Source organism: Actinomadura rubrisoli, assembly GCF_004349215.1.
GTDB lineage: Bacteria > Actinomycetota > Actinomycetes > Streptosporangiales > Streptosporangiaceae > Spirillospora > Spirillospora rubrisoli.
The window spans coordinates 1-3,014 of record NZ_SMKU01000584.1 but is presented as its reverse complement, the minus strand read 5'-3'; the positions used below and the strand labels follow the sequence as shown (position 1 = coordinate 3,014).

Here is a 3,014-nt window from a genome sequence, read left to right as displayed (position 1 = left end):
GTCTTCTGGGGATGCGTGAGCGCGCCGCGGCGGTCGGCGGCGACCTGCGGACCGGTCCCGGGCCGGTCGGCGGGTTCCTGGTCGAGGCCACCCTGCCCAGCGCGCCGGACGAGGGCGGGACGCTGCCGTGACCGCCGCCCCCGAGGCGCCCGGGCCCGTGCGGATCGTGGTGGCCGACGACCAGGAGGTCGTCCGCGCCGGGTTCAGCGCGCTGCTGGGCACCCAGTCCGACCTCCGGGTGGTCGCGACGGCCGGCGACGGCGCCGCGGCGGTCGGGGCCTGCCGCGAGCACCGTCCCGACGTCGTCCTGATGGACGTGCGGATGCCGGCGATGGACGGGATCGAGGCCACCCGCCGGATCACCGCGCGGTCCGGGGCGCCGCGGGTGCTGATGCTGACCACCTTCGACCTGGACGAGCACGTCTACGACGCGCTGGTGGCCGGCGCCAGCGGGTTCCTGCTGAAGGACGTGACCGCCGAGCGGCTGTTCGAGGCCGTCCGGGTCGTCGCGGCGGGGGAGGCGCTGCTGGCGCCGACCGTCACCCGGCGCCTCATCGGGGAGTTCGCCCGGCTGCGCCCCCGGCCGCCGTCGGCGTCGCTGGAGGTGCTGACGCCGCGCGAGACCGACGTGCTGCGCCTGGTCGCCGAGGGCCTGACCAACGCCGAGATCGCCGCGCGGCTGGTGGTGGGGGAGGAGACGGTCAAGACCCACGTCAGCCGCGTCCTGCGCAAGCTGGGGCTGCGCGACCGGGTCCAGGCGGTCGTGGCCGCCTACGAGACGGGCCTGGTCCTGCCCCGCCAGGCCCGCTGACCGCCTACCGGGCGGCCGCGCGGGAATCGTGTAGCGGTATCCGGCCTTGGCCGTGGTGTCCGGGTCCTGACATGGGTCGGGCCCGCACCGCCGTGCGGCGGTGCGGGCCCGAACCGTGAAGCGCTCAGTCGATCATGCGGACTTCCTGCGCCCCGCGCGCAGGATCTCCAGACGCTCGGCCAGAACCTCCTCCAAGTCCTCTAGCGTCCGGCGCTCCATGAGCATGTCCCAGTGGGTACGCGGCGGCTTCCCCTTCTTGGTCTGGGGGAGCTCGCCGTCCACCCGCAGGGCCGTGGCGCCGCAGCTGCGGCATTCCCAGGTCATCGGCACCTCGGCCTCGGCTGCGAGCGTCACGGTGAACCGGTGGCCCTTGGTGCAGGTGTAGTCCACCTCTTGCCGTGGGGCCAGATCGGTGTTGCGATCGTTCTCGTAGCTCGTGGCTCCGAGTCGGGTGCCGCGAAGTGCGCGCTCGGCCATCGTCACGTGCCTCCCAGACGGCTTGCGGTCTTGCCCTCTCCAACGCTGGATACCGCTACAAGATTCCCGTCCACGGCGGGATCCAACCCTGCCGTTTCCGGCCGCACCGTGCCGCCGCGCCCTGGAGGGCCGCGGCGCGCCGCTAGCGGCGGGTGGTGATGACGTCGTCGATCAGCCCGTACTCGCGGGCCTCCTCGGCGGTGAAGTAGCGCTCGCGGTCCAGGTCGCGGCGGACGGTCTCGGCGTCGCGGCCGGTCGCCCGCGCCACGATCGCCTCCATCTGCCCGCGCAGGCGCAGCACCTCCTCGGCCTGGATCTGCAGGTCGCTGGACTGGCCCCGGGAGACGTCGATGGCCGGCTCGTGCAGCAGGATCCGGGCGCGCACCAGCGCGGCGCGCTTGCCGGGCGTGCCGGCCGCCAGCAGGATCGCCGCGGCCGACCCGGCCTGCCCCACGCACGTCGTCTCGATCTCGGGGCGGATGTACTGCATCGTGTCGTGGATGGCCATCATCGCCGTCAGCGACCCGCCCGGCGAGTTGATGTACAGGGCGATGGGCCGGTCGGGGTCCATGCCCTCCAGCGCCAGCAGCTGCGCGGTGATGTCGTTGGCGCTGATGTCGTCGACGGGCGTGCCCAGGAAGACGATGCGGTCCTCGAACAGCTTGCTGTAGGGGTTGGTCTCCTTGACCCCGTAGGCGGTCCGCTCCACGAAGGAGGGGACGATGGAGCGGCCCTCGGACCGCATCACGACCCGACCCGTTCGGTGCTGTCGATGACGTGGTCGACCATGCCGTACTCGCGGGCCTCCTCGGCGGTGAACCAGCGGTCCCGGTCGGCGTCGGCCTCGATGCGCTCCAGCGGCTGGCCGGTGTGGAACGCCGTCCGCTCGGCCAGGGTCCGCTTGAGGTACAGCGACTGCTCGGCCTGGATCTTGATGTCGGACGCGGTGCCGCCGATCCCGCCGTGCGGCTGGTGCATCATCACCCGCGCGTGCCGCAGCGCGTACCGCTTGCCCGCCGTGCCCGAGCACAGCAGCGTCTGGCCCATGGAGGCGGCCATGCCCATCGCGACCGTGGAGACGTCGTTGGGCACGAAGTGCATCATGTCGTAGATCGCCATCCCGGCGTCCACGACGCCGCCGGGGGAGTTGATGTAGATCGTGATGTCGCGACGGGCGTCCTGGGCGGCCAGCAGCAGCAGCTGCGCGTTGACCCGGTTGGCGACGTCGTCGTCGATCTCCGAGCCGAGGAACACGATCCGCTGCGCCAGCAGCCGCTCGAACAGCTGGGCGTCGGCCAGCCGCGGCATCTCGGCGGCCTTGGCGCGCGTCCGGCCGATGTAGGTCTCGGGCCGGTCCTTCTCAGGTGTCCGGAACATGAAGCCTCCCCTTGATCATCTGTACAGATGGTACACTACGTACAACTGCGAAGCGTACATCCGCTCGCCTGAGGGGACCAGGGAAGTTCGCTATACGATGAACAGCGTGGAAAAGCCGGTCACGGAGGCACGCAAGGAGTTCGCCGATCTGGTGAACCGGGTCGCCTACACGGGGGAGCGCGTCGCGCTGACCCGCCGCGGGAAGATCATGGCGGCCCTGGTGTCGGCGGAGGACCTGGAGCTGCTGGAGAGCCTGCGCTCGGGCCGCCTGGACCTCACCCAGCTCGGCCCGTCCGCGCCGCCGTCCGACCGGCCCCAGCCCAGCCCCCTGCGGATCGCCGCCGAATAC

At 72.0% G+C, this 3,014-nt stretch carries 5 protein-coding genes; 2 read left to right on the top strand and 3 right to left on the bottom strand.

The genetic code is table 11. The features are described from left to right. The first annotated feature begins 127 nt into the window (after positions 1-127). A complete protein-coding gene (locus tag E1298_RS45660) occupies positions 128-811 on the top strand; it encodes a response regulator (protein WP_131903609.1) in 684 nt (227 codons plus the stop codon). A gap of 132 nt (positions 812-943) precedes the next feature. On the opposite strand, the gene E1298_RS45655 is transcribed toward E1298_RS45660, so the two are convergent. The 3 genes from E1298_RS45655 to E1298_RS45645 form a co-directional block, all read right to left on the bottom strand. Beyond that, positions 944-1,288: an RNA polymerase-binding protein RbpA gene (locus tag E1298_RS45655; protein WP_131903610.1), complete on the bottom strand. Its 345-nt coding sequence runs from the start codon at positions 1,286-1,288 to the stop codon at positions 944-946. A 142-nt stretch (positions 1,289-1,430) separates the two neighbouring features. Further along, entirely contained in the window at positions 1,431-2,033 is a 603-nt protein-coding gene (locus E1298_RS45650) for an ATP-dependent Clp protease proteolytic subunit (RefSeq protein ID WP_131903608.1), read from the bottom strand. Next, positions 2,033-2,596: a ClpP family protease gene (locus E1298_RS45645; protein WP_165975980.1), complete on the bottom strand. Its 564-nt coding sequence runs from the start codon at positions 2,594-2,596 to the stop codon at positions 2,033-2,035. Before E1298_RS45645 ends, E1298_RS45650 begins: the two co-directional genes overlap by 1 nt. Positions 2,597-2,771: 175 nt before the next feature. On the opposite strand from E1298_RS45645, the gene E1298_RS45640 reads away from it, so the two are divergent. Continuing rightward, a partial coding sequence (locus E1298_RS45640; protein ID WP_207945254.1) for a type II toxin-antitoxin system Phd/YefM family antitoxin occupies positions 2,772-3,014 on the top strand: 243 nt, incomplete at its 3' end.